Genomic DNA, 24253 nt, shown 5'->3' with positions numbered 1-24253 from the left:
TAATACTGACGCTCCCAGGAGCGTCTTCATAAAGTCGTGAAGAAAGGACTGAGTGCATTTTTGCACTCAGTCCTTTTTTTATTGCCAGGCGGTGCCTGGGCGAGAGGGTGAATTGCTGATGGGCAGCGCTGATTGGGCTGAAGTCTTCGCGGGCAAGCCCCAATGCCAGTCAGTCAAGCGCAATTCATGTGGGAGCGGGCTTGCTCGCGAAGATGGCGGCCCAGTCAATATTGATGTCGCTTGACGCACCGCTTTCGTTGGAACGCCGCCCGGAGCAAGCCCGCCCACAGGTATGGCGTCGTTTATAAATATTGCGAACGACACAAAACCTGTGGGAGCGAGCTTGCTCGCGAAGAGGCCAGCTCAGACACTACAACTCTCTGAACTAATTCGCCGCTGACCGAGCCCGCAACCGCCGACCAATCACATCCAGCACATCGCAGCCATCGCGCAACGGAATGGCACAGAGCAAGGAAAAGTCACTGAGGATGAAGGATTCACACTCGATAGAACCGCGCATTGACAGGTTCTCCAGCACTTGGGTTACCGCGCGAATTCGGTAGTTGGCTGCGTCATACAAAACATCAAGCGGCGCGTGGGTATCGACGAACAGCGTGGATATGTCGCTGCAGTTGCTGGTGAGCGCCATGAAGCGGTTTTCGGGATGGGGGGTCGGTTTTTCGTAAGGTGGATCGGGATGTAGTGTAGTCATATGGAAACCCTAAAAGTGATGATAGGAACTGCCATCCACCTTCCTACAGGTTAGGGTGGCAGCTATGCGTGGGGTAGGAATATCGAGACCTTTAGGGCGAAAACTCGACCACGCCGAAGCGTGCCCACACATAGCCGCCGCAACGAATTTTACGGACGCATTTCAACGGCCGCAATCAAGTATCGACGCCAATGTCACCTTAAAAGTCTTGAAGGGTTCCTACACCCTGCCGCTGGATATGCAGCGACCCCCAAAGCCTAACGACTGAACTCATCGCGCACCAGTTCACGAAAGTCGCCGCGCTTTGAAGGAAACTTCCGACAACTTTGCCCAGAAATTTCGCTACCCAAGCGCAAAATGTGCAGGGATGTTTCTCTTTCGCACGTTTCTTTTTCAGGTCGATAGGCAGACAGGGACAGGCAGATAATTAATCCGGAGATCCGCGAGAAACCAACTCTCTAAGTTTGATCTCGGCCAACGGATGCCCCGCCTTGGCAGCCATCTCCCAGAACCGCGCCGCCTCGACCGGATCCGGCGCCTTGCTCGCCGTCCCCGCCAGGCTGATCACGCCCACCTGGTACGCCGCCTTGCCATCCCCCGCCAACGCCGCCAGGCGCAACAAGCGCACGCCTTCCTCACGAGCACCAAGGCCAACGCCGCGAAAGGTCAGGATGTGCCCGTAGAAGCTTTGAGCACCAACATCACCCAGGTTGGCCATGCGCGCAAACTGGCCCTCGAGCCAGCTCCAGCCGCGGGGCTGGCGGACGAACCATGACCAGTGAAACAAACGACGCGCCAGCCAGTAGCCGGCCCGCGCCTTGAGTCGCAAAAACACTCAGGCTTCCGCCGATTCGGGGTATTCGTACTCGAATACTCGCACCACTTCCGAAGCATGCCAGGAGGCAGCAGCGACACCATCGGAAGGCCCGGAAAAACGCCCCAGGCGTTCGACGCATTCGAAGAAGCCGGTGCGCGGCAGGCGACTGGCGCCCTGGCTGATCACCAGCGAACTGCGCAAGGGCTGTTCGGCCTTGGCGTCCAGCGCGGCCAAATGCTCAAGGGCGGCGGTCAGGGTTTGCATGGCGGGCGTCGGCAGCTGCAGACGTTCCAGTAATGCGCGATAAGTCAGAAGGTGCCGCTGACGACGGGCCTGATCCAGCTCGCCGAGTAATCCATCCCAATGTTGACGACTGATGCGTACGCTCACGATTAATCCCTCCACCCTGGCACCGTCATTTCCCAGGCCAGGCTGCGGCGAATCGCAGCGTCGGGTTGACGCTCGCCACTTTCGATCAGGGCCAGATAAGACGGGCTGATGCCTACCGTGCGGGCCAGCGCCTCGATGGCGATGCCCTTTCCTTCGCGCAAACTGCGGAGTTGATCCAGACCCGGAAGAATCGGCTCTGGTGATGCCGCGTGACGCTCCTGGGCGACCTGCGGCGGTTGCTGGGTGATGCCTGCTGCTTTCAGTAAAGCCTGATACTGAGCCCACGGCAGTACTGCATACTCGGGCTCGCCTTCGCGTGTGATTATCTGAATATCCATGACTTCCCCGTAGGACAACGACACTTAGCGAGTCGGCACTTTTCCCTAGAAGTGTAATCCTAACAGCGGCCAAGGTCGCGAGGGGTTTGAATATAAGGACGTCTTGAAGAGGCTCAGTGCTTTTTCGGGTGCTGAAGCTTGAGTTGCTCCGGGGTATCGGGCAGGCGCTCGACAATGGCGAGCTTCTCCGGCAGCTGGCGTTTGCGCCAGGCGCGGAAGGCGTTGAGTTCGTCGTCGAGGACTTTCATCAGCCAAGCCAGCACGGCGATGTCATCGAGCATGCCGAACATCGGAATGAAGTCCGGGATCGCATCCACCGGACTGAGGAAGTACATCAAGCCCGCGACCACCGAGATCAGCGCTTTCGGGCTGATGGCACGGTACTCGCCTCGCCAATAGGCCAGGCACAGCGCCTGTAACAAACGCAGATCGTCCTTGAGCTTGCCCAGCCGGTTTCCCTGAGTGGCACCTTTGCTGGCCACCGCGAACAGCAAGGTCGGCAAACGACCACGAGCAAGCAGGCGTCCGGCGAGTGGCAGAAAACGAGCGAAATTCCAGGGCGCTTTCATAAATTCTCCCGCTGAAATGTTATCCACACAAATTGTGGATAACCTTGTGAACAGAGCTGCATTTCGCGGCTGAAGCCCCCGTTTCATAAGGGCTGGGCTCAGATCGGGCGTTTTTTACTCACATAAAAAAACCCAAGATTTCATTGACTTGGCGCTCTGGCGCGGATAGCGCAGGGCGTCCTCAATGGCTATGACTCCAGCGTTCAGCATCCGTTCGCATTGTTTACCCTTGCTGAACGCCAGATGCAACAACGCCCCGCATAAGCGAGGCGTTGTCGTTGGAGCAGACGCCGATTACTTGGCAGCGTCGTCCTGTTTTGCCGGGTCCTTGATGCCCAGCAGTTCCAGGTCGAATACCAGCACCGAGTTGGCTGGAATCGCCGGGCTCGGGCTTTGGGCGCCGTAAGCCAGCTCGCTAGGAATGTACAGTTTGTACTTCTCGCCAACGTGCATCAGTTGCAGGCCTTCGACCCAACCCGGGATCACACCGCTGACCGGTAGATCGATCGGGCTGCCGCGCTCGACGGAGCTGTCGAAAACCGTGCCGTTGGTCAGGGTACCGGTGTAGTGGACAGTCACGACGTCAGTTGCCTTTGGCTGTACGCCATCGGCTTTCTTGACCACTTCATACTGCAGGCCCGAAGCCGTGGTGGTGACACCCGCTTTCTTGGCGTTGTCTTCGAGGAATTTCTTGCCGGCGGTTGCCGACTCTTCGCTCATCTTGGCCATACGTTCTTCAGCACGCTTTTGCAGTGCTGCGAAGGCCTCGACCAGCTCTTCGTCTTTCAGCTTCTGTTCTTTCTTGCCGACGGCATCTTCGATGCCCTGGGCAACGGCTTTGGAGTCCAGATCGTCCATGCCTTCCTGAGCCAGGCTTTTGCCCATGTTCAGGCCAATCCCGTAGGAAGCTTTTTGCGCCGGGGTTTTGAGCTCTACGCTGGTCTGCGAATCACAACCCGCTAGTACCAGGCCAACCAGGGCCACCGCCGCCGCCAACCGATGCTGTTTCATGCTATTTCCTTGTTCATGCGCCTAAAGGGCAATCGAGTAAAGCCGCGAGCTTATCAGGCGGCCACGACCAATGGCTACCGGCATGAGAGCAGGAAACTTCTGATAAGTTCAGGTGTTTCAACGCATTTCCGGAATCGGAGGATGAAGAGTCTGTCATCTTCGTCTGTAGGAGCAAGCTTGCTCGCGAAGAACGTTAACGATAACGCGTTTTTCCTGAATCAACGCGCCGCCCTTGAGACCATCGCGAGCAAGCTCGCGCCTACAGGGAAAAAGCGCAAAAGCCAATCTCCAGACAGCAAAAAGCCCGCACTAGGCGGGCTTTGCGTGTGGTGATCTGGCGTTCAGCATTCCAGATAACCGAATATGGCGCAGCGGACGGGACTCGAACCCGCGACCCCCGGCGTGACAGGCCGGTATTCTAACCGACTGAACTACCGCTGCGCGTAGCGTTGAAAGTGGTGGGTGATGACGGGATCGAACCGCCGACATTCTGCTTGTAAGGCAGACGCTCTCCCAGCTGAGCTAATCACCCTTTACCTTCGTTGCGGGGCACATTATGCCACGGTTTTTCATAAAGTGTTGATTTAATTGATAAATTATTCAAAAAAATCTGAAAACCCGTGAAACGAAGCACCCTGCAGGAACTTCAGGCAGAAAAAAACCCGCGTGAGCGGGCTTTTCCGTGGTGACCTGGCGTTCAGCATTCCAGGTAACCGAATATGGCGCAGCGGACGGGACTCGAACCCGCGACCCCCGGCGTGACAGGCCGGTATTCTAACCGACTGAACTACCGCTGCGCGTAACACTGAATGCGAATGGTGGGTGATGACGGGATCGAACCGCCGACATTCTGCTTGTAAGGCAGACGCTCTCCCAGCTGAGCTAATCACCCTTCACGTTCGGTGTGGCGCGCATTCTACGGAGCACCCCAACCTCTGGCAAGCACTTTTTTAAATAATTTTTGCAGGCCTTCCAAAGGCTTAGCTAAGGGTTGGCCTATGGCGCCGCGAAGAGAATAATGCCCCCCTTTGTATATTAAGGAGAGACTCACCCCATGTGGTTCAAAAACCTGCTGCTCTATCGCCTGACCCAAGATCTGCCTGTTGATGCCGAGGCGTTGGAAACTGCACTGGCCACCAAACTGGCGCGTCCATGTGCAAGCCAGGAGTTGACCACCTACGGTTTCGTCGCGCCGTTCGGCAAGGGCGAAGATGCGCCCCTGGTACACGTCAGCGGTGACTTCCTGCTGATCAGCGCCCGCAAGGAAGAACGCATTCTGCCGGGCAGCGTCGTGCGCGACGCGGTGAAGGAAAAGGTCGAGGAGATCGAAGCCGAGCAAATGCGCAAGGTCTACAAAAAGGAACGCGACCAGATCAAGGATGAAATCATCCAGGCCTTCCTGCCCCGCGCCTTTATCCGTCGTTCGTCGACCTTCGCCGCCATCGCGCCGAAACAGGGCCTGATCCTGGTCAATTCGGCCAGCCCGAAACGTGCCGAAGACCTGCTGTCCACCCTGCGTGAAGTGATCGGTACGCTGCCGGTGCGCCCACTGACCGTGAAGATGTCCCCGACGGCGACCATGACGGAATGGGTGACCACCCAGAAAGCCGCGGACGACTTCTTCGTGCTGGACGAGTGTGAACTGCGCGACACCCATGAAGACGGTGGCATCGTTCGTTGCAAGCGCCAGGACCTGACCAGCGAAGAAATCCAGCTGCACCTGAGCACTGGCAAAGTGGTCACTCAGTTGTCGCTGGCCTGGCAAGACAAGCTGTCGTTCGTCCTCGACGACAAGATGGTGGTCAAGCGCCTGAAGTTCGAAGACCTGCTGCAAGACCAGGCGGAACAGGACGGTGGCGAGGAAGCCCTGGGCCAACTGGATGCCAGCTTCACCCTGATGATGCTGACGTTCGGCGATTTCCTGCCGGCGCTGGTTGAAGCGCTGGGTGGGGAAGAGACTCCGCAGGGGATCTAACAACGCGGCACCCCATGTAGGAGCTGGCTTGCCAGCGAAGGCGTCGTCATGCCTTGTGTATGACTTGAGGGCCTCTTCGCTGGCAAGCCAGCTCCTACAGAAATTGTATACCCTCCCACAAATAGGATCAGGCCATGCGCGCACTCGCAGCATTGAGTCGTTTTGTCGGCAATACCTTCGCTTACTGGGTACTGATTTTCGCCGTCGTAGCATTCCTGCAACCGACGTGGTTCATCGGCCTCAAGAGCGCAATCGTCCCACTGCTGGGGCTGGTCATGTTCGGCATGGGCCTGACCCTCAAGCTTGAAGACTTCGCCGAAGTCGCGCGCCATCCGTGGCGTGTGGCCCTGGGCGTGGTTGCCCATTTCGTGATCATGCCCGGCGTGGCGTGGTTGCTCTGCCAGGTGTTCCACTTGCCGCCGGAAATCGCGGTCGGTGTGATTCTGGTGGGTTGCTGCCCGAGCGGTACCTCGTCGAACGTGATGACCTGGCTGGCCCGTGGAGATCTGGCGCTGTCGGTGGCCATCGCCGCCGTCACCACCCTCCTCGCGCCGCTGCTGACGCCGGCACTGATCTGGCTGCTGGCCTCGGCGTGGCTGCCGGTGTCGTTCATGGAGCTGTTCTGGTCGATCCTGCAAGTGGTCCTGCTGCCGATCGTGCTCGGCGTGGTCGCCCAACGGGTGCTCGGTGCCCGGGTGCGCCACGCGGTGGAAGTATTGCCCCTGGTCTCGGTAGTCAGCATCGTGATCATCGTCACCGCGGTGGTCGCCGCCAGCCAGGCGAAAATCGCCGAGTCCGGCCTGCTGATCATGGCCGTGGTGATGCTGCACAACAGCTTCGGCTACCTGCTGGGTTATTTCACCGGCAGGCTGTTCAAGTTGCCCCTGGCCCAGCGTAAATCCCTGGCGCTGGAGGTCGGCATGCAAAACTCCGGACTGGGTGCCGCGCTGGCCAGCGCGCACTTCTCGCCGCTGGCGGCGGTGCCCAGCGCATTGTTCAGCGTCTGGCACAACATTTCCGGGGCGCTGCTCTCGACGTATTTCCGGCGCATGAGCGAGAAAGCGGACAGGGCAACAGCGGCCAAAGAGGCCACCGACTGATCCATGATCTTGATCTGCGGGTTAATAATGGGCACTATTCTGCGCAACGCGAGGACGACCTCGCGGCTCGATCGAGTCATTAAATCTGGGGACGACCCCGTCAATCGATGGAGGTCTCCTCATGTCCTGGATCATTCTGTTTTTCGCCGGCCTGTTCGAAGTCGGCTGGGCCGTCGGCCTCAAGTACACCGATGGATTCAGCCGCCCTCTCCCCACCGCGTTGACCGTTGCCGCCATGGCTATCAGCCTGGGTTTGCTGGGTCTTGCCATGAAGGAACTGCCGCTGGGCACGGCCTATGCGATCTGGACGGGCGTGGGGGCAGTCGGGACGGTAATAGCCGGGATCATTCTGTTTGGTGAATCCATGGCGCTGTTCCGACTGGCCAGCGTGGCCCTGATCATTGCCGGACTGGTTGGACTGAAAGTCAGCGCCTAGCCAATTGCACCGGCCACAAAAAAGCCCGCGCTCCTGTCGATACGGACAGGAGAGCGGGCTTTTTCAATGCAGCGAATTACGGATCAGCTTTCGGCCAGCGCCATCCGCTCACGCATCACCGGAGCCCTCTCTGCATGCTCGAGCTGCATGCAGCGCTCCAGAAACAGGAACATGTAGTCATAGCTCTTGCAGACGGCCTGGCGCAGCTCCACCTGCAGGGACTTGCTCGGGTTCATGCCCGCCAACGTACAGATGATTTCCAGTGCTTCCCACGGATGGGCATCGTCATACTGGGCATGCATCTTCAGCCACTTCATGGCCCGCTTGCGATCTTCCTCGGGGAACGATGCCGCATAGACGCCACTGGAACACACCAGCGCCGACCACTCCCCGGTCGCACCTTCGATGGCGTAGTTGGTGGCGGCAATGGCAACGATCAGTGAGTCCGCGGAACTGGTGTGCCAGCACCAATGGCTCAAGGCATGCAGTTCCGGGGCAACCTGTTGCGCTTGCAGATCTTCCAGGCTGACACCGTGGGCACGGCTCCAATGCACCCAGTAATCAGCGTGATTGAGTTCCACGCGAATATTGCGCATCAGCCAGCGACGCGCCATGTCCTCGCCTGGATGGCGGGCAAAGCGAGTCTTGGTCAGGTTCTGTGCCATGTATAAAGCGAACTGTTCGACCACAGGCCAGCCACCGATCAGGTAGTGGCGCATGGTCTTTGCACTGAGCTTGTTATCACGCAGACGCTGGTACAGTTCGTGTTCGACAACCCGGCGCTTGCTCGCGCTGCAATCCTGGATCAGGCGCTGAGCCCAGGCGGGATAACTTGCAGCTTCCATGAGTGGTCCGGTTCTGATGAATGTGTCGATCACTGTCGGGCTCCTTTTGATTGTGATTGTAAGGACCAGCGAGAGTTTTCAGCGGAACGTGCCAGGCGCCTTGAACAACAAGGGCCGGGGCCGGGCAGGACGACGTTGCAGACTATCGCAGGTAAACGGATGCGGGCGTTCAATCACATACCCTTGAGCGTAATCCACCCCGATCTCCAGCAATGCCTGCTCGATCTGGGGCGTCTCGACAAACTCGGCAATCGTGCGCTTACCCATGACATGACCGATGTGATTGATCACTTCGACCATGGCGCGGTTAATCGGGTCGTCCAGCATATCCTTTACGAAACTCCCGTCGATCTTCAGGAAGTCTACAGGCAAATGTTTCAAATACGCGAATGAGGACATTCCGGCGCAAAAATCATCGAGCGAAAAGTGGCATCCTAACCCTTTGAGTTCATTGATAAATTTTATTGCACTGCCCAGATTTGAAATCGCGCTCGTCTCTGTGATTTCAAAACAAATCATTTCAGGCGGAATTGAATACGCAACAAATTGTTCGCGCAGAAAGTCGAGAAACGCCTCATCTCCGATGGTGGTGCCTGACAGATTTATCGCACACATCGCCATGGGCGGGCATTTGCGCTTGTCGGCTATGCACTGGGCAATGATCTTGAACACGTTCTCCACCACCCAACGGTCGAGAGACGTCATCAGGCCGTAACGTTCAGCGGCCGGAATGAAACTGTCGGGCATAATCATCCGTCCGGCTTCGTCATGCAGGCGCAACAGGATCTCGATATGCCCGCCTCCCTGTTCGGTAGCGCCAAGGGGCGCAATTTCCTGGGCGTATAAACAGAAGCGGTTGTCTTCCAGCGCCATGTGCAAGCGTTGCACCCAGGCCATCTCGCCAAAGCGCAGGGACAGTTCCGAATCGTCGGCATGGTAGACCTGAACCCGATTGCGCCCCTTTTCCTTGGCCATGTAGCAGGCCATGTCCGCAGCGCGCAGCGAGGCTTCGAGGGTGGTCGGGCTCTGCGTGACATGCACCAGGCCGATACTCACCGTGGTGACGAAGGGTCGGCCTTTCCAGACGAAATGCAGGTTCTGTACGGTCTGGCGCAACACCTCGGCAATCTTTTCCGCGGCGTGCGGGGCACAGTTTTCCAGCAGGATGCCAAACTCGTCGCCCCCCAACCGGGCCAGGGTATCGCCCTCGCGCAGGCCCGATTGCAATAACGCGCAGATATGCCGCAGCAACTCGTCACCGGCCGCGTGACCGCAGGTATCGTTGACCAGTTTGAACTGATCCAGGTCGAGGAACATCAACGCATGGCGCCCCGAATGCCGCGTCAGATTGTGCAGCGCCTGCTCCAGGCGATACTCGAACTCGCGACGGTTGGCCAGCCCGGTCAGGGCATCGTGGGTCGCCTGCCAGGACAGATTGGCAATGTATTGCCGCTCCTGGGTCATGTCATGCAACACCAGCACGGTGCCGCTGACCTTGCCGGCATTACGGATCGGTGCACCCACCAGCGTGACCGACACCGTGCTGCCGTCCAGGCGTTGAATCAATTTGGAATGTTCGCTGCCACCGCTGAGCTGTCCGCTCAATATATGCTCGATCAAGGTAAAACCGTCGGCCTGAGCATTCTCGTCCAGCAGATTGAACAGCGCCGCCAGGGGCAAACCAGTCGCCTGCTCGGCCTTCCAGTGCGTCAAGGCCTCGGCGGCCGGGTTCATGTAGGCGATCGCACCTTCGACATCCGTGGTGATCACGCCATCGCCAATCGATTGCAGCGTGATTTGCGCACGGTCTTTCTCCAGTTGCAGCGCGTCGGCGAACGCATGCCGCTGCTTGAGCAGTTTGTGGGTGCGCATCAGCGCCAGGACGATCAAGCCCAGGGCAGTGGCCAGATTGATCACCAACAACAGCCGCAGAATCACCCGCGATCCTTCGCCCAAGGCATCACTGAAGGCCTTCGCCGCCGGTGTCACGCCATCATTGATGGCGAATATCTGCGCCTTCCAGCGCTGGATGTCGGCATCCGTGGCCTGATTGGCGGTCATGCGCCGGTGCATCTGCTGCGCAACGTCATCCAATCGCACCAGGTAGGCGTCCCCCACCCGCCAGAGGTCGATGGCTTTTTCCAGGTAGCTGAAGTGCCGGAAGTTGAGGTACAGCCAGATCAAACTGGAGACGTCATCCGGGTGATTGCCACCCTTGAGGATCGCCACTCGTGCCGCGTCGATGTTCGGTGGCTGATGATCCAGCGCCAGACGTAACTCGTGCCCTCCCTCAGGTACGGCAATGGCGCTCTCGTACTTGCGAAAAATCGCCTCGTCATGACTGTCGGCGTAGAGGTTGAGGTAATAAATGGCGTCTTTCTGGCCCTTGGACCACAGGCTTTCACCCGCCACGTAGCCGCGGACGGCGGAAAGCATGTACAGACTGACGCCCCCCAGCAGTGCTTGAAACAGCACGACGGCGATAAAAGGCCAGACGATGCCCAGCAGCCGGGGCGTTCCGAGAGTCCGAGTCTGATTCATGAGGTCCCTTGATAAGCACTACCCGTTCGTCGTCCGGACGAAATCGCTACAGCCAGACTAGGATGGGTTCTCATTCTAGGCAAGCGGCACTCCCGAGGGCAGCATAGTAACAGCGATACCAGGGACGGATTTTCGGCGTCGACGGCGCGAACAGGTCCCGATATTCTGCGGCATGGGTCTAATGTTGCTGCAAATGCCCATACAGCTTGGCGTACAACCCACCATCGGCAATCAATTGCTGATGGTCGCCATCCTCGGCAATTTGCCCGCCGTCGAACACCAGCACCCGGTCGGCCTGTTTCACCGCGGACAGCCGGTGCGCAATGATCAAGGTGGTGCGATTGCTCAGGAAGCGCTGCAATGCCTGGTGCAGGTTGTATTCAGTGGCCGCGTCCAGGGCGGAGGTGGCCTCGTCGAGTATCACCACCTTGGGCTCGGCCAACACCATCCGCGCAATCGCCAGGCGTTGACGCTGGCCGCCGGACAAGCGCACGCCGGAACGACCGACAATACTGTCCAGGCCATTGGGCAATTCACGAATCGTGGCGTGCAGCTGCGCAATTTCCAGCGCCTGCCAGCATGCCTCGTCGTTACGTTCGCGGCCCATGGTCAGGTTGGCGCGCACGGTGTCGTTGAACAGCGCGGGGTGCTGCAGGACCACTGCTACGTTTTCCCGAACGGTTTCCAGGCCGATTTCCTGCTGGGTCGAACCGCCGAAGCGGATGGTCCCGGCGAGCGGCGTGTACAGGCCCAGCAACAGTTGCACCAGGGTGCTTTTGCCGCCACCGCTGGCGCCGACAATCGCGACCTTTTCACCGGGAGCGATCGACAGGTTCATCTGGTTCAACACCAATTCATCGCCGTAGCCGAAACTCAATCCCTGGACTTCGATGCCGACGGTTTCGCGACCGTTGAACGGGTCGACACCGCCCGGGTATTCAGGTTCGTCGGCCCGGGCCAGCAACTCGTTGATCCGCGACAGCGCGCCACCGGCGGCGTAGTAGGCATATTGCAGGTTCAGCAGTTGTTCCACCGGACCGATCATGAACCACAGGTAACTGAACACCGCCAGCATCTGCCCGATCGACAGGTCGGAAAACAGTACGGTGAGCATGGCGGCGGCACGAAAAATATCGATGCCGAACTGGAACAGCAAGCCGCTGGCACGGTTCGACGCATCGGTTTTCCACTGCGAACTCACCGCGTAGTCGCGCACTTCACGCGCCCGTTGGCCAAGTCGCCCGAGGAAAAAACCCTGACGGTTGCCGGCACGGACTTCCTGGATCGAATCGAGGGTTTCGGTGAGTGCCTGGGTGAAACGCGAAGTACTGTCGTTTTCGAGTTTCTTCAGGTGCTTGACCCGCTTGCCCAACTGCACCGTGGCGTAGATCACCAGCGGGTTGAACAACAGAATCAGCAGCGCCAGTTTCCAGTGCATCCACATCAGGATGCCCGCGGTGCCAACCAGGGTCAGCATGGCCACAAGGAAACGGCTGAGGGTTTCGCCGACAAATTTGTCCAGCGTGTCCAGGTCGGTGACCAGGTGCGTGGTCACCGTGCCGCTGCCCAGACTTTCGTATTCACCCAGCGAAATGCGCTTGAGTCGTTCGATCAGGCGTACACGAATACGGTACACGATGTCCTTGGCCAGCGCGGCGAACAGCTTCGCCTGCACCACGTTGAACAGCAGCGCAGCGCACCGCAGGCCCAAGGTCACGAACAGCATCAAGCCTATGTAGCCCGCGGCTTTCTGCCAGACGTCGGGCAGCGCGTGGTTCATGATTTTCAGCGCGGTGTCGCCGTGGCCCAGCAACACTTCGTCCACCAGCAACGGCAACAGCAAGGGGATCGGTACGCTACACAGGGTCGCCAGCACGGCCACGCCGTTGGCGATCCACAGGGATTTTTTATGCAGCAGGGCAAGCCGCCGGATTTCCGCCCAGCTCAGTCGATCGACGCGCTTGGGTGCCGGCGCGTCATCGGGCAGGTCATGCACAGGCCGCGCGCTCCAGCCAGCGGCCGAGCAATGGGGACAGCACACTCAGCGGCTGATAGCCATTGGTCAAGAGCGCCAACTGACCGTCACGCTCCGCCAGCAAGGTCGGGAAACCGGCGATGCCCAGGTCCTGAACCCAAGTGAAATCGGCCGCCGTTGCGGCATGCTGATCGGCGCGGTCGAACGCTGCGGCGAACTCGATGCGCGGCAAACCGGCCTGCTCCGCCAGTTCCACCAGCACGCTGGCATGTGTGACATCGCGACCTTCGGCGTAAAACGCATGCTGAATCAGCCCGAGCAGTCTCCACGCACAATCCGGCGCCAGGCTGCGTGCAGTTACCAGTGCCCGACAGGCAGGTTCGGTGTCGTACACAAAGCCCTCGGGCAACGCGCCTTCCAGCTTGAACGGTTGACCCGTGGCCTCGGTGACCGCCTGCCAATGCTCAAGGATGTAGCGCCGGGTGGTCGGCTCCAGCGCGGAGCCGCTCCCGGTACGCAAACCGCCCACGACCAGGTGCACGTCCACACCCGCTGCCTGCGCCTGCTCGACCAGCGCATTGGCCACCGGCGCGAAGCCCCAGCACCAGGAACACATCGGGTCCATCACATAGAGCAGGCGTTGCGCAGACATGGTTCAGGCCTCGGAAGGGGTTTGCTTGTAGTTGTAGCCGATCGGGTGAGGCAGGTTGCGCGCCTTGGCCAGTTCGATCTGCTTTTGCCTGTCGATGGCACTGCGGCGGGTCTTCTCGCTCAGCTTATCCCAGCAATGCGGGCAACTGATGCCGGCCACGTAGTGCTCGGATGCGCGGTCGTCGACGCTGATCGGTGTGCGACAGGCATGACATTGATCGTAGTCGCCTTCGCTGAGGTCATGGCGCACGGTCACGCGGTTATCGAACACGAAGCAGTCGCCCTGCCATTTGGTTTCTTCCTGCGGTACTTCTTCCAGGTACTTCAGAATGCCACCCTTGAGGTGATAAACCTCGTCGAAACCCTGGCTGAGCATGTAGCTCGAAGCCTTTTCACAACGAATGCCGCCGGTGCAGAACATCGCGACTTTCTTGTGCACGGCCGGGTCGAAATGGGCTTTGATGTAATCAGGGAATTCGCGAAAGCTCGTCGTCTTCGGATCAATGGCGCCTTCGAAGGTGCCGATCGAGACTTCGTAGTCGTTGCGGGTGTCGATCAACAGCACTTCCGGATCGCTGATCAGCGCATTCCAGTTCTCTGGATCGACGTAGGTGCCGACCTTTTTATTCGGGTCCACGCCTTCGACGCCGAGGGTGACGATTTCTTTCTTGAGTTTGACCTTGGTGCGATAGAACGGCTGATCAACGCAGTACGACTCTTTGTGGTCGATGTCGTCCATGCGCGGGTCGTTCTTGAGCCAGGCCATCAGCCCGTCGATGCCTTCGCGGCTGCCGGACACGGTACCGTTGATGCCTTCCTCGGCGATCAGCAGTGTGCCTTTGATGCCGTTGTCGACCATCGCTTGCAGCAGTGGCTCACGCAAAGCGACGTAATCTTCCAGGGTGACGAACTTATACAGTGCCGCCACGACAATCTGTTGTGTCATGGGTGATTCTCCAGGTGGCTACCCTCGTAAGGGGTGAACCGGATACGAAAAAAAACGCGCCGGGTGAGCGGCGCGTTGCGGATTCTAGCAAAAATAAACGGCACTGTAGGAACTGGCTTGCCAGCGACGCCTGCCCTTGTAGGAGCTGGCTTGCCAGCGAAGGCGGAGGGTCAGTCGACATCATTGTTGGCTGTGACGACGCCTTCGCTGGCAAGCCAGCTCCTACAGGGGGCCGTGTTAATGCTTGCTGCCGCCAGCACAGGTCGGCGAGGCCGGGGCCGCGTCGATCTGTGCCCATTCATCTGGCGTGTAGGTATGCAGCGCCAACGCATGGAACTCGCCCATCAACTCGCCGAGCGTGCCATAGACTTTCTGGTGACGCTTGACGCGGTTAAGCCCTTCGAACTGCTGGCTGACCACCACAGCCTTGAAGTGGGTCTGCAACCCACGGCTGTGCATGTGGCTTTCATCCAGCACTTGCAGGTGCTCGGGCTGTAACAGGCCCAGCGTCGATTCGATGCGTTGTTGCATGCTCATACCAGACTCCGCTTACGGCTTTTTCTTGGCTGGAGCGGCGCCTTTAGGCTCCAGCTCGGCGGTCATGTCTGCCAGCAGTTTGTTGACCACAGGCACTGCGCTTTCCAGCTTGGCCTGGGTCATCTGGGCCGATTGCTGGGTCAGCTGCGGCATTTTTTCCAGAACTTTCTTGCCCAGTGGCGACTTGTAGAACGCAACCAGGTCCTTGAGCTCGGATTCGCTGAAGTTGGTGGTGTAGAGCTTGACCATGTCCGGCTTCAGCTTGTTCCAGCCGATGGCTTGGTCCAGAGCGGCGTTGGCTTTGGCCTGGTAGGTTTCCAGCAGGGCTTTTTTCGACTCGGGGGCTTTGGTCTGTTCAAAGCGCTGAGCGAACATTTGCTGCACTTGCATGTACACCGGAGTGCCCAGTTTGTCAGCGTGCGCCAGGGTCAGGAAAGCCTCGGCACTGGCGTTGTGGCTGGCGGTATCGGCAAAAACAGGGCCGCTGGCGCAAACCAGTGCAACCGCGGTACAGATGGCACGAAGACGAGTCATCGAGTTTCCTTTTCTAGCAGGCGAGGTAAAACCCCAAGGGCGACCATTCTGCGCCTAAAAAACCGTATGGCTCAACCCCAAGCCTTGTCGGGCCTGATTTAGAGGGGTGAACGGTCAAATTCCAGACTGATGGAACCACCGCGATGGATCAGGGCCTAAACTCGCTATCAGACCTACAGGAGTGTGCATGATGAGCCGTATCGAAACCGACAGCCTTGGCCAGGTTGAAGTCCCGGATGAAGCTTACTGGGGCGCTCAGACGCAACGCTCGCTGATCAATTTCGCCATCGGCAACGAACGCATGCCGCTGGCGGTGCTGCATGCGCTGGCGCTAATCAAGAAAGCCGCGGCGCGGGTCAATGACCGCAACGGCGACCTGCCCGCCGACATCGCCCGACTGATCGAACAGGCCGCCGACGAAGTGCTCGACGGCAGTCACGACGACCAGTTCCCGCTGGTGGTCTGGCAGACCGGCAGCGGCACCCAGAGCAACATGAACGTCAATGAAGTGATCGCCGGTCGTGCCAATGAACTGGCCGGCAACCCGCGCGGCGGCAAGACTCCGGTGCACCCCAACGATCACGTCAATCGCTCCCAGAGCTCCAACGATTGCTTCCCCACTGCGATGCACATCGCCGCGGCCCAGGCCGTGCAAAAGCATTTGCTGCCGGCGATCAGCGAATTATCCGGCGGATTGGCCGAGTTATCCGCGCGGCACATGAAGCTGGTAAAGACCGGCCGCACCCACATGATGGACGCGACCCCCATCACCTTCGGCCAGGAACTGTCGGCGTTCATCGCGCAACTGGATTACGCGGAACGGGCGATCCGCAGTGCACTGCCGGCCGTTTACGAACTGGCCCAGGGCGGCACCGCCGTTGGTACGGGCTTGAACTCGCCCCACGGTTTCGGCGAAGCGATCGCCGCCGAACTGGCCGCTCTCTCCGGCCTGCCGTTCGTCACCGCACCGAACAAATTCGCCGCACTGGCCGGTCATGAGCCACTGACCACCTTGTCCGGCGCGCTGAAAACCCTCGCCGTCACCCTAATGAAAATCGCCAACGACCTGCGCCTGCTGGGTTCCGGACCGCGTGCCGGTTTTGCCGAGGTGAAACTGCCCGCCAACGAACCGGGCAGTTCGATCATGCCCGGCAAGGTCAATCCGACCCAGTGCGAAGCGTTGTCGATGCTGGCGTGCCAGGTCTTGGGCAACGACGTCGCCATCGGTTTTGCGGCGAGTCAGGGCCACTTGCAACTGAACGTGTTCAAACCGGTGATCATCCACAACCTGCTGCAATCGATCAGGCTGTTGGGCGATGGCTGCAGCAACTTCCAGCAGCATTGCATCGCCGGTCTGGAACCGGATGCGGCGAAAATGGCGGAACATCTGGAACGCGGACTGATGCTGGTGACGGCGCTGAATCCGCATATCGGCTATGACAAGTCGGCGGAGATCGCCAAGAAGGCTTATGGCGAAGGGCTGACGTTGCGGGAAGCGGCGTTGCAGTTGGGGTACCTGACCGATGAAGAGTTCGATGCCTGGGTAAGGCCGGAGAATATGCTGGAGGCTGGGGCCAAGGGCTGAGTCCTGTAGCGCCTGACAGTCCGCCTTCGCGAGCAAGCCCGCTCCCACAGGGTATTGTGTCATTCACGAAAAAGTGGTCGACACAAATCCCTGTGGGAGCGGGCTTGCTCCGGGCGGCGATCCGACGAAGAACGATAACGCGGTCTAACTGGCCGCCATCCGCACCCGCCGAGCCCGGATCCCGGCCATCAACGAAGGCCCCAACGCCACCAGCGCCGACCCCAGCACTACCAGCACCGCCCCACCATACCCCAGACCATTGATCGTCTCGGCATGCACATATTCCGGCCATAACCACGCCGCTACCGCCACCGCAGCAAAGGTCACCAACGGCGTGATCGCCAGGGTGGCACTCACTCGCGAAGCTTCCCAATGCGCCAGTGCCTCGGCAAACGCGCCGTAGGCAATCAGGGTGTTCATGCAACACGCCAGCAGCAGCCAGCCTTGCAACGGGCTCAGTTGCAGCGCCTCCAACGGATGCACCCATGGCGTCAGCAACAACCCGCAAAACAGGTAGATCACCATCATCACCTGAAACGAATTCCACACCGTCAGCAATTGCTTCTGCCCCAGGGCATAGAAGGTCCAGACGGTGGAAGCCAGCAACACCAACAGAACGCCGGCCGTATAGTCGGTCAGGGACGTGAACAACTCGACCAGCCGCTGGTTGAAAAACAACACGAAGCCGACCACCAGCACCAGCAGGCCAATCCCCTGCCCAATGCTGAACCGCTCCCTGAACACAAACAGACTGGCAATCAGCAGCATGATCGGCCCCGTCTGCACCACCAGCTGCGCGGTGCCGGGGCTGAGCAGATTCAATCCCATCAGGTACAGCACGTAGTTGCCCACCAGACCGAGCACCGCCATCAATACCAGCCAGCCGCCGCGCGGGCCGAGGACTTTGCGACTGGGCAGACGCCTGGTCGCCGCCAGGAAAATGAACAGGCACCCGCCGGACACCATCAGACGAAACCAGGTCACCGTCACCGGATCCATCACCAGCAGCACTTGCTTGAGCTTGATCGGCAGGATTCCCCACAACAACGCGGTCAACAAGGCCAGGAACAGACCATAAACCCAGCGACCCGATGAAACGTGCATGGAAACCCCGAAACCGATTGGCGAAAACCGTCATTCTAGGCCCAGAGGAGCTCGGCACACAGGGACAGTTGGCGACTGGCCGCGAATGGAACTGTACAGGTCGCCACATTCAAGGAGCGATAGGCCGTCGATCGGTTGGCGAGGCATAGTCAGCGGTTCGTGCATAAGCTCATTGGATCCATCGACGGCAACACCCCACAGGAGACCGCCATGTACGGCATGCGCGCCCAGGACAACACCCCCGCTACCCACTTTCGCAGTGACCGGATGTGCCGTGTGAACGGGGAGCTGTATTTCAGCACCCGGGAAAACACCCTGGAAGGACCGTTTGAAAACATGGAGACGGCTGAGTTGAAGATTCAGGCTTATATAGCGCGGATGCTGCTGTTGCGGACGAACCAATAAACCGCAGCGCCTGCATCGTCGGAACGCCGCCCGGAGCAAGCCCGCTCCCACATTGGATCTTCTGTGAACTCATTATTTGTGAGCACCTCAGATCAACTGTGGGAGCGGGCTTGCTCGCGAAAGCGGTTGATCAGGCAACAAACATTTCGGATTCTAACGCACTGCCTCAAACAGACCCGTAGCCCCCATACCTCCGCCCACGCACATGGTGACGATGCCGTAACGCAGATGACGCCGGTGCAACTCACGCACCAGATGCCCCACCTGTCGCGAACCGGTCATGCCGAACGGATGCCCGATAGAGATCGAGCCGCCATTGACGTTGTACTTGTCGTTATCGATCTCCAGCCGATTGCGGCTGTACAGGCACTGGGACGCGAAGGCTTCGTTGAGCTCCCACAGATCGATGTCGGCTATCTGCAAACCCTTCGCCTTGAGCAGCCTGGGCACCGAGAATACCGGGCCGATGCCCATTTCATCCGGCTCACACCCGGCCACGGCAAAGCCGCGAAAGAAGGCTCTGGGCTTCAGCCCCAGCGCCAGGGCTTTTTCCAGGCTCATCACCAGGGTCATGGAGGCGCCATCGGACAGCTGCGAAGAATTGCCGGCGGTCACCGAGCCGTCTTCGGCAAACACCGGTTTCAAACCGGCCAGGCTTTCCAGCGTGGTGTCCGGACGGTTGCAGTCGTCGCGATCGACGATGCCGTCGAGGATCTGCGCCTGCCCGGTGGCCTTGTCTTCAACCCGATATTTCACCGCCATGGGCACGATTTCATCGTCGAACAATCCCCCGGCCTGGGCCTGCGCGGTGCGTTGCTGGCTTTGCAGCGCGTAAACGTCCTGTTGTTCGCGGCTGACGTGATAACGACGGGCGACGATTTCGGCGGTCTGGCCCATGGGGAAGTAGATGCCCGGCATCTGCTCTTTGAGCAGCGGGTTGATCAGGTTGTCGGTGTTGACGCTTTTCATGGTCAGGCTGATGGACTCGACGCCGCCGGCGACGATGATATCGCTGCAACCCGAGGCGATCTGGTTGGCGGCGATAGCAATCGCCTGCAAGCCCGACGAACAGAAACGATTGAGGGTCATGCCGGCACAGCCGACGCCCAACCGTGAGAGCACGGCGACATTGCGCCCTATGTTGTAGCCCTGGGCGCCTTCGTTGGAGCCGGCACCGACGATACAGTCCTCGACGCTGGCTGGATCGATCCCCGAGCGTGTCAACAAGGCGTCGACACAATGCGCCGCCATGTCGTCCGGCCGGGTCATGTTGAACTTGCCGCGAAAGGACTTGGCCAGGCCGGTCCGCACGCTGTCGACGATCACCACTTCACGCATGGCATACCTCATTGTTGTTGTCGGATTGGAGTAGACCGAGCATAAGTCCACAGAATGACCGACCGCGACAATCATTCACCTTGCGTATGCGTAACCATTGACTCACCTCTTGTCCTTTTTCGCCTTCTTGTCGGACTTCCTGAACGCTTCTTCCAGCGCCTCATTGATGGTGCGAAGCACCTTGACCCGGGCCCAGCGCTTGTCATTGGCCTCCACCAGGGTCCAGGGCGAGACCTCGGTACTGGTGCGATCGACCATGTCGCCGACCGCGGTCCGATAGTCGTCCCACTTGTCACGGTTACGCCAGTCATCTTCGGTGATCTTGAAGCGCTTGAACGGCGTCTGTTCCCGCTCCTCGAATCGCTCCATCTGCGTCTGTTTGTCGATGGCCAGCCAGAACTTGACCAGGACCACCCCGGCATCGGCGATCTGCTCTTCGAAGTCGTTGATTTCGCCATAGGCGCGCAACCAGTCCGCCGCGCTGCAAAAACCTTCGATGCGCTCCACCAGCACCCGGCCATACCAGGAGCGGTCGAACACGGTGAATTTTCCTCGCGCCGGAATATGGCGCCAGAACCGCCACATATACGGATGCGCCCGCTCCTCTTCAGTGGGCGCGGCGATCGGCACGATGCTGTACTGGCGTGGGTCCAGCGCTGCGGCCACCCGGCGGATGGCCCCGCCCTTGCCCGCCGCGTCATTGCCTTCGAATACGGCGATCAGGGCGTGGCGGCGCATGCGTTTATCGCGCATCAGCCCGGAGAGCCGCGCCTGCTCGGTGATCAACTGTTCTTCGTACTCGCCCTTGTCCAGATTCAGGGTCAAGTCCAGGCTATCGAGCAGGTTCATCTGGTCGACGCTGCTGATCAATGGCGCGGCGCTGACTTTGTCCGGGTGAATTTTGGGGCGCTTCAGGGCGCCTTGCAGGCCCTCGAGCAGAATCATGCCCACCGCCAGGCTGCGATAGCGCGGATCCATCCCGGCGATCACATGCCAGGGCGCGTAGTCGCGGCTGGTGCGACGCAGGATGCGTTCGCCATATTTGACGAATTTGTCGTAGGTCTGCGACTGCTGCCAGTCCAGCGGGCTGATGCGCCAACTGTGCAAAGGGTCGTCGGCCAGGGCCTTGAGCCGCGCGCGCATTTGTTTCCTGGAGAGGTGGAACCAGAACTTGAAGATCAACGCGCCTTCGTCGCACAGCATCTTCTCCAGGCGCTCGGCGGCGTTGATGCCTTGATCGAGCCGCGGATCCTTGAACACGCCATGGACCCGGTCTTGCAGCATCTGGCTGTACCAGTTGCCAAAAAAAATCCCCATGCGCCCCTTGGCCGGGAGCATCCGCCAATAACGCCAGGCCGGTGGTCGCGCCAGCTCTTCGTCGGTCTGTTGATCGAAGGTGCGAACTTCGATCAGGCGCGGGTCCATCCATTCGTTGAGCAGCTTGACCGTCTCGCCCTTGCCCGCGCCTTCGATGCCGTTGATCAGGATGATCACCGGGAAGCGTTTCTGCTGCTGAAGTTCAAACTGCGCCTCAAGCAACGCCTGGCGCAGGGCTGGCACTTCAGCTTCGTAGGTTTCTTTGTCGATGACGTGACCGATTTCAGCAGATTCGAACATGGACGGCTCCCTTCCCGGATTGAGCAAGACTAGCGGATTGGGCCATTAGTCCGCAGGGAAAATTCCCTATGGTTTCGTGATGACTTTGTAGGAGCGAGCCTGCTCCGGGCGGCGCTGCGACGATGGTCGCCAACGATACCGCGGTTTTGCTGGATAACACGCCGTGTTCTGGAATCCATCGCGAGCAAGCTCGCTCCTACAGGCTAGAATGGCCGCCTTGCCGTTGCCGAGCCTGCCATGAAACCTGTATTGCCCCACGCCCAGCTCGACTGGGACGACCAAGGGCTCCCGCGTTCGCGGGTGTTCGACGATGTCTATTTTTCGGATAAGTCGGGCCTTGATGAAACCCGTTACGTCTTCCTCGAGCAAAATAATCTGCGTGAACGCTTTGCCGCGTTACCGGTGGGCGCAAGACTGGTGATCGGTGAGACCGGTTTCGGCACCGGATTGAATTTTCTCTGCGCCTGGCAGTTGTTCGAACAGCACGCGGTGGCGGGTGCGCGGCTGCATTTCGTGAGTGTCGAAAAGTATCCGCTGAGCCTGCCGGACCTGCAGCGGGCGCTGGCCTTGTGGCCCGAGCTCAAACCTTTTGCCGAGCAACTGCTGGCGCAGTACGTGGCGATCCATCGAGGCTTCCAGCGTCTGATCCTGGATAACGGCCGAGTGATCCTGACCTTGTTGATCGGCGATGCCCTGGAGCAATTGCCGCAGCTGGATGCGCAGGTCGACGTTTGGTTTCTCGACGGCTTCGCCCCGGCCAAAAACCCCGACATGTGGACCGCCGAACTGTTTGCCGAACTGGCGCGCCTGGCCGCGCCGGGCTCGACCCTCAGCACCTTCACCAGCACCGGCTGGGTGCGCCGATTGCTGAACGCCGCGGGTTTCAAGATGAAGCGCACCCCAGGCATCGGCCATAAATGGGAGATCCTGCGCGGCACCTTCCTCGGCTGGCCTGAACCTGCCCAGGCACCCGCCGTGGCCAAACCCTGGTTTGCACGCCCGACACCGCTGACCGGCGAGCGTCGGGCGCTGGTGATCGGCGCCGGCCTGGCCGGTTGTGCGACGGCCGCCAGCCTGGCGGCGAGAGGTTGGCAAGTCAGCCTGCTGGAGCGCCACGATGCGCTGGCGCGGGAAGCCTCGGGCAATCCCCAGGGCGTGTTGTATCTCAAGCTTTCGGCCCATGGCACAGCATTGTCGCAATTGATCGTCAGCGGCTTTGGCTACACCCGACGCCTGCTGGAGCATTTGCAGCGGGGCGTGGACTGGGACGCTTGTGGCGTCCTGCAACTGGCGTTCAATGCCAAGGAAGCCGAGCGCCAGGCGCAGCTGGCGGCAGCGTTTCCCGAGGACTTGCTGCACACACTTGATCGGGAGCAGGCCCAGGCGCACGCCGGTATCGGCCTGCAATCGGGTGGGCTGTTCTTTCCCGAAGGCGGTTGGGTGCATCCGCCCGCCCTGTGCCAGTGGCAGGCCGCACACCCGAATATCCGGGTCCGGACGCATCACGATGTGCTGCAATTGCGACACACCGAGGGACAATGGCAAGCGTGGGATGGCGAAACATTGCTGGCCGATGCACCGGTGGTGGTACTGGCCGGCGCTGCCGAGATCAAGCGTTTCCCCTGCAGCAGCGAGCTGCCGCTCAAACGCATTCGCGGGCAGATCACCCGCCTGCCACAAACAGCCGCCAGCCAGAGTTTGAACACAGTGGTCTGCGCCGAAGGTTATGTGGCGCCAGCACGGCTGGGCGAACATACCCTGGGTGCCAGTTTTGATTTCAACACCGAGGACCTGACACCGACAGCCGCCGAGCATGCCGATAACCTTAAGATGCTCGAGGAAATATCGCTGGACCTGGTCACACGACTCGGCGCGGACACCCTGCAACCGCAAACTCTCGAAGGTCGCGCAGCGTTTCGCTGCACCAGCCCGGATTATTTGCCGATTGTCGGTCCATTGGCGGACAGTCAGGCATTTGCCGGGGCCTACCGTGCCTTGAGCAAGGATGCCCGGAAAACACCGGACATTCCTTGCCCCTGGCTGGATGGTTTGTACATCAACAGCGGGCACGGCTCGCGAGGGTTGATCACCGCACCGTTGTCCGGCGAGTTGCTTGCCGCCTGGCTCGATGATGAACCCTTGCCACTGCCAAGGACTGTGGCCGAGGCGTGTCATCCGAATCGCTTTGCCTTGCGTCGATTGATTAGAAGCAAGGCCTGAATGATCAATCCAGAATAAAACAGGTCTTTGACTCCTCCGCCTTCAGGACCTCCTCGGTCAGACGTTTCAACAGACCGTTTTCAGCCAGCTGTTTCTCATCCGCAATGCCGTCGACCTGCGCGCGGTATCCCGCGCCCAGCGCCTCCATGTTTTCGGTGGCTGTATTCACCCGTTTCAGAAAAGGCTCGAAAAGCGCGGTGAATTTTTCAGCCTTCTGTTCACGCAAAAAATCGCCCCAGAAATCGCGTTTAACCAAGTCATCCAACAGCTCGGAGGAAGCTTCAGCGCTGATGACCTTATTGCATGCAATGTCCAGGTCCGCCGAGGTCACGCCACCGACCGAGGCGAAGCGCATATGCTTGGGTTGGCCAACAAGGTCGAGTCTTTCGGCCAACCCTGTGCGATACGCCAGCTCCACTTCCACAGGATCGAGCGTGGTATTGGCCTCGACATGCTCCTTGGCAAGCTTGGCGAGATAATCCTACTCCTCTGCATCGCAGCATTATTTACCGCCCGTTCAATCTGCCGTTCTGCCGTCCCGCCATTCGTCCGGCAATACCCGCTTATAACTTATCGATCTAAAACTACGAGGAATCGCTCGGGTCAG

The 24253-nt window shown here is 59.6% G+C and carries 22 protein-coding genes, 4 tRNA genes and 1 pseudogene; 6 read left to right on the top strand and 21 right to left on the bottom strand.

What is annotated here, in order from left to right:
* Positions 1-385: 385 nt before the first annotated feature.
* The 10 genes from J2W17_RS00235 to J2W17_RS00190 all read right to left on the bottom strand — a co-directional run bounded on the left by J2W17_RS00235 (position 386) and on the right by J2W17_RS00190 (position 4729).
* Positions 386-712 carry a hypothetical protein gene (locus J2W17_RS00235; RefSeq protein ID WP_307327434.1) on the bottom strand — a complete coding sequence of 109 codons (327 nt, stop codon included), beginning with the start codon at positions 710-712 and terminating at the stop codon, positions 386-388.
* A 427-nt stretch (positions 713-1139) separates the two neighbouring features.
* Positions 1140-1547, bottom strand: a complete 408-nt coding sequence (locus tag J2W17_RS00230) for a sel1 repeat family protein (RefSeq protein WP_307327432.1) — start codon at positions 1545-1547, stop codon at positions 1140-1142.
* Positions 1548-1919, bottom strand: coding sequence for a hypothetical protein (locus J2W17_RS00225; RefSeq protein WP_003223109.1), 372 nt, complete (start codon positions 1917-1919; stop codon positions 1548-1550).
* A 2-nt stretch (positions 1920-1921) separates the two neighbouring features.
* Positions 1922-2257 (bottom strand): helix-turn-helix domain-containing protein, encoded by a 336-nt coding sequence (locus J2W17_RS00220; protein ID WP_307327430.1) that lies wholly within the window; start codon positions 2255-2257, stop codon positions 1922-1924.
* A 113-nt stretch (positions 2258-2370) separates the two neighbouring features.
* Positions 2371-2826 carry a YkvA family protein gene (locus tag J2W17_RS00215; protein WP_064676472.1) on the bottom strand — a complete coding sequence of 152 codons (456 nt, stop codon included), beginning with the start codon at positions 2824-2826 and terminating at the stop codon, positions 2371-2373.
* Positions 2827-3120: 294 nt separating this feature from the next.
* Positions 3121-3837, bottom strand: coding sequence for an FKBP-type peptidyl-prolyl cis-trans isomerase (locus J2W17_RS00210; RefSeq protein ID WP_307327425.1), 717 nt, complete (start codon positions 3835-3837; stop codon positions 3121-3123).
* Positions 3838-4201: 364 nt separating this feature from the next.
* Positions 4202-4278: transfer RNA gene (locus J2W17_RS00205), tRNA-Asp, on the bottom strand.
* Positions 4279-4293: 15 nt separating this feature from the next.
* Positions 4294-4369: transfer RNA gene (locus J2W17_RS00200), tRNA-Val, on the bottom strand.
* Between the two features lie 188 nt (positions 4370-4557).
* Positions 4558-4634, bottom strand: a tRNA-Asp gene (locus J2W17_RS00195).
* A gap of 19 nt (positions 4635-4653) precedes the next feature.
* Positions 4654-4729, bottom strand: a tRNA-Val gene (locus J2W17_RS00190).
* Positions 4730-4891: 162 nt separating this feature from the next.
* Between J2W17_RS00190 and rdgC the strand changes: the two genes are divergently transcribed.
* From rdgC to sugE, 3 genes are all read left to right on the top strand, one after another.
* Positions 4892-5812, top strand: coding sequence for a recombination-associated protein RdgC (gene rdgC / locus J2W17_RS00185; protein WP_150744468.1), 921 nt, complete (start codon positions 4892-4894; stop codon positions 5810-5812).
* A gap of 134 nt (positions 5813-5946) precedes the next feature.
* Positions 5947-6912 carry a bile acid:sodium symporter family protein gene (locus J2W17_RS00180; RefSeq protein WP_307327418.1) on the top strand — a complete coding sequence of 322 codons (966 nt, stop codon included), beginning with the start codon at positions 5947-5949 and terminating at the stop codon, positions 6910-6912.
* A gap of 121 nt (positions 6913-7033) precedes the next feature.
* Complete coding sequence (sugE, locus tag J2W17_RS00175; RefSeq protein ID WP_027922462.1) at positions 7034-7348, top strand: quaternary ammonium compound efflux SMR transporter SugE; 315 nt, start codon at positions 7034-7036, stop codon at positions 7346-7348.
* Positions 7349-7431: 83 nt separating this feature from the next.
* Here sugE and J2W17_RS00170 read toward each other — a convergent pair whose 3' ends face one another.
* The 7 genes from J2W17_RS00170 to J2W17_RS00140 form a co-directional block, all read right to left on the bottom strand.
* Positions 7432-8193, bottom strand: coding sequence for a TenA family transcriptional regulator (locus J2W17_RS00170; RefSeq protein WP_373459900.1), 762 nt, complete (start codon positions 8191-8193; stop codon positions 7432-7434).
* A gap of 78 nt (positions 8194-8271) precedes the next feature.
* Positions 8272-10734: an EAL domain-containing protein gene (locus J2W17_RS00165; protein ID WP_307327409.1), complete on the bottom strand. Its 2463-nt coding sequence runs from the start codon at positions 10732-10734 to the stop codon at positions 8272-8274.
* Positions 10735-10912: 178 nt separating this feature from the next.
* Positions 10913-12730 carry an ABC transporter ATP-binding protein gene (locus J2W17_RS00160; RefSeq protein WP_307327407.1) on the bottom strand — a complete coding sequence of 606 codons (1818 nt, stop codon included), beginning with the start codon at positions 12728-12730 and terminating at the stop codon, positions 10913-10915.
* The gene (locus J2W17_RS00155; RefSeq protein WP_307327404.1) at positions 12723-13361 is read right to left on the bottom strand and encodes a DsbA family protein; all 639 of its coding nucleotides are present in this window, start codon (positions 13359-13361) and stop codon (positions 12723-12725) included. The genes J2W17_RS00160 and J2W17_RS00155 overlap by 8 nt, the downstream gene beginning before the upstream one ends.
* Positions 13362-13364: 3 nt before the next feature.
* Positions 13365-14306, bottom strand: coding sequence for an oxygen-dependent tRNA uridine(34) hydroxylase TrhO (gene trhO / locus J2W17_RS00150; protein WP_307327401.1), 942 nt, complete (start codon positions 14304-14306; stop codon positions 13365-13367).
* Between the two features lie 237 nt (positions 14307-14543).
* Positions 14544-14843, bottom strand: coding sequence for a BolA family protein (locus tag J2W17_RS00145; RefSeq protein WP_307327398.1), 300 nt, complete (start codon positions 14841-14843; stop codon positions 14544-14546).
* Positions 14844-14855: 12 nt separating this feature from the next.
* Positions 14856-15377, bottom strand: coding sequence for a DUF2059 domain-containing protein (locus J2W17_RS00140; RefSeq protein ID WP_064676461.1), 522 nt, complete (start codon positions 15375-15377; stop codon positions 14856-14858).
* A 190-nt stretch (positions 15378-15567) separates the two neighbouring features.
* On the opposite strand from J2W17_RS00140, the gene J2W17_RS00135 reads away from it, so the two are divergent.
* Entirely contained in the window at positions 15568-16962 is a 1395-nt protein-coding gene (locus J2W17_RS00135; protein WP_307327396.1) for a class II fumarate hydratase, read from the top strand.
* 144 nt (positions 16963-17106) lie between these two features.
* Here the strand turns inward: J2W17_RS00135 and J2W17_RS00130 are convergent, their stop codons facing one another.
* On the bottom strand, positions 17107-18066 hold the full coding sequence (locus tag J2W17_RS00130) for a DMT family transporter (protein ID WP_307327394.1): 960 nt from the start codon (positions 18064-18066) through the stop codon (positions 17107-17109).
* A 210-nt stretch (positions 18067-18276) separates the two neighbouring features.
* Between J2W17_RS00130 and J2W17_RS00125 the strand changes: the two genes are divergently transcribed.
* On the top strand, positions 18277-18471 hold the full coding sequence (locus tag J2W17_RS00125; protein ID WP_307327391.1) for a DUF6316 family protein: 195 nt from the start codon (positions 18277-18279) through the stop codon (positions 18469-18471).
* A gap of 153 nt (positions 18472-18624) precedes the next feature.
* Here the strand turns inward: J2W17_RS00125 and J2W17_RS00120 are convergent, their stop codons facing one another.
* Both J2W17_RS00120 and pap read right to left on the bottom strand, forming a co-directional pair.
* Positions 18625-19809 carry a thiolase family protein gene (locus J2W17_RS00120; protein WP_307327387.1) on the bottom strand — a complete coding sequence of 395 codons (1185 nt, stop codon included), beginning with the start codon at positions 19807-19809 and terminating at the stop codon, positions 18625-18627.
* A 102-nt stretch (positions 19810-19911) separates the two neighbouring features.
* Positions 19912-21426 carry a polyphosphate:AMP phosphotransferase gene (gene pap, locus J2W17_RS00115; protein WP_307327385.1) on the bottom strand — a complete coding sequence of 505 codons (1515 nt, stop codon included), beginning with the start codon at positions 21424-21426 and terminating at the stop codon, positions 19912-19914.
* Positions 21427-21663: 237 nt separating this feature from the next.
* Between pap and mnmC the strand changes: the two genes are divergently transcribed.
* Complete coding sequence (gene mnmC / locus J2W17_RS00110) at positions 21664-23646, top strand: bifunctional tRNA (5-methylaminomethyl-2-thiouridine)(34)-methyltransferase MnmD/FAD-dependent 5-carboxymethylaminomethyl-2-thiouridine(34) oxidoreductase MnmC (RefSeq protein WP_307327382.1); 1983 nt, start codon at positions 21664-21666, stop codon at positions 23644-23646.
* A gap of 4 nt (positions 23647-23650) precedes the next feature.
* On the opposite strand, the pseudogene J2W17_RS00105 reads toward mnmC, so the two are convergent.
* Positions 23651-24109 (bottom strand): annotated as a pseudogene (locus J2W17_RS00105) (NEL-type E3 ubiquitin ligase domain-containing protein); the annotation flags it as partial.
* Positions 24110-24253 lie beyond the last annotated feature (144 nt).

The organism is Pseudomonas lini, assembly GCF_030812475.1.
In the GTDB taxonomy this organism is placed as follows: Bacteria; Pseudomonadota; Gammaproteobacteria; order Pseudomonadales; family Pseudomonadaceae; genus Aquipseudomonas; species Aquipseudomonas lini_A.
This window is presented reverse-complemented; position numbering and strand designations above follow the sequence as displayed.